The sequence below is a fragment of the Caproicibacter sp. genome (assembly GCF_046707225.1).
Taxonomy (GTDB): domain Bacteria; phylum Bacillota; class Clostridia; order Oscillospirales; family Acutalibacteraceae; genus Caproicibacter.
In genome coordinates this window covers 1-1268 of record NZ_JBJKOP010000011.1, presented here as the reverse complement: position 1 = coordinate 1268, position 1268 = coordinate 1, and the positions used below count along the sequence as shown (strand labels likewise).

2 protein-coding genes are annotated in these 1268 nt (G+C 56.5%); both read right to left on the bottom strand.

The genetic code is table 11. From position 1 onward, the window contains the following. Positions 1–268: 268 nt before the first annotated feature. Positions 269–622: an HNH endonuclease gene (locus ACLQ3M_RS01910; protein ID WP_411676017.1), complete on the bottom strand. Its 354-nt coding sequence runs from the start codon at positions 620–622 to the stop codon at positions 269–271. Positions 623–846: 224 nt separating this feature from the next. Further along, on the bottom strand, positions 847–1268 hold a 422-nt coding region (locus tag ACLQ3M_RS01905; protein ID WP_411676016.1), incomplete at its 5' end, for a primase-like DNA-binding domain-containing protein.

Genomic DNA, 1268 nt, shown 5'->3' with positions numbered 1-1268 from the left:
CCGTCCTGTCGCTGTCCGCCGCCCGCGTCTCCCTGCCAGATTCCCGAAAATCTCCGGGATTTTCCGCGCAGACAGCCTGTACGCTTTTTGAAAAAAGCTGACTCTTTGAAAAAACAGCCTGTCAGGCCTGTTTTTCAAAACGAACAAAGCCCCAAAACATCAGCGTTTCGGGGCAATTCTGATATTTTTGAATTCGCGCGTGTCGCGCGCGAAGGCCTGCCGCGCTGTCCGCGAGACAGGGCCGCAGAGATTCGACCGGCCCCCTGGGTCAGCGGTGTCTGTTTTCAGCTGCTGCGGTGATCGCGGAGTGGCAGGATTTGCAAAGCGACATGAGATTCGACTCTTCATGGGTGCCGCCTTCGGCGATTGGCTTGATGTGGTGGACTTCCTCGGCGGGAACATAGCGCCCGTCCTTGAGACACCGTTCACAGAGTGGGTGCTTCGAGAGATACAGGGCACGAATGGTTTTCCAGCGCCGCCCGTAGATCTTGTTCGAGTCGGGGTCGCGGCGGTACTTGTTATACTCGCGGTTTGCCTGCGAAGCGTGGACTTCGCAGTACCTGCCGTCGGTCAGGTTTGGACAGCCGGGGAAGGCACAGGGTTTCTTCGGCTTGTGGGGCATAGGGACACCTCCGGGTAAAAATCGGACGGGCACGGACGGATTAGACGGACTTTTGACGGGAATATTAATTCCTTTTATTAAGTTTGAGCATATTTTTTGTTTGGCGCGTTCATACGCAAAGAATGCGCGGACTCCGTTCGGTGCGTTCGGAAGGCGGTAAGACTGAACAAAATCCGTCCACGGGTATATTCGGCGTCCGTTCGCGGTGCGTTCGGGATGAGTCGTCACTCTGAAAGCCGGATGCCGACCCAGACATGCCTGCGGGTGACGGTGTCCCGCCCACGGGACAGCCCCTGTATCGCTTCTAATTCACGGTTGAAACGGATTTGAGAGACAGGCTTCAGCGCGTTTGCGGAACAGTATTCCTGATAGGCCGAAAACAGATCTTCGCTCATACAGGTGTGTCCGCCGTTTATTTCACAGCATTCCCCGACAAACGCCAGCGCACTGCTGTTCTCCGCCTTGTAGTTCGCGAGTTCCGCCTTCGTCCGCTGGGTTTCGGAAAACCGGTAGGAATTCTCCATCAAACGCCGAAGCCCGGCCATTGACCACGCCAGTATGCCGTCGGCCTCGGCGGCCAGCTTTTCTTTCAGATTCGGGTCGCGCTTCTCCTCCGGTATTGCCCGGTCAAAGCGGATCAGCATCA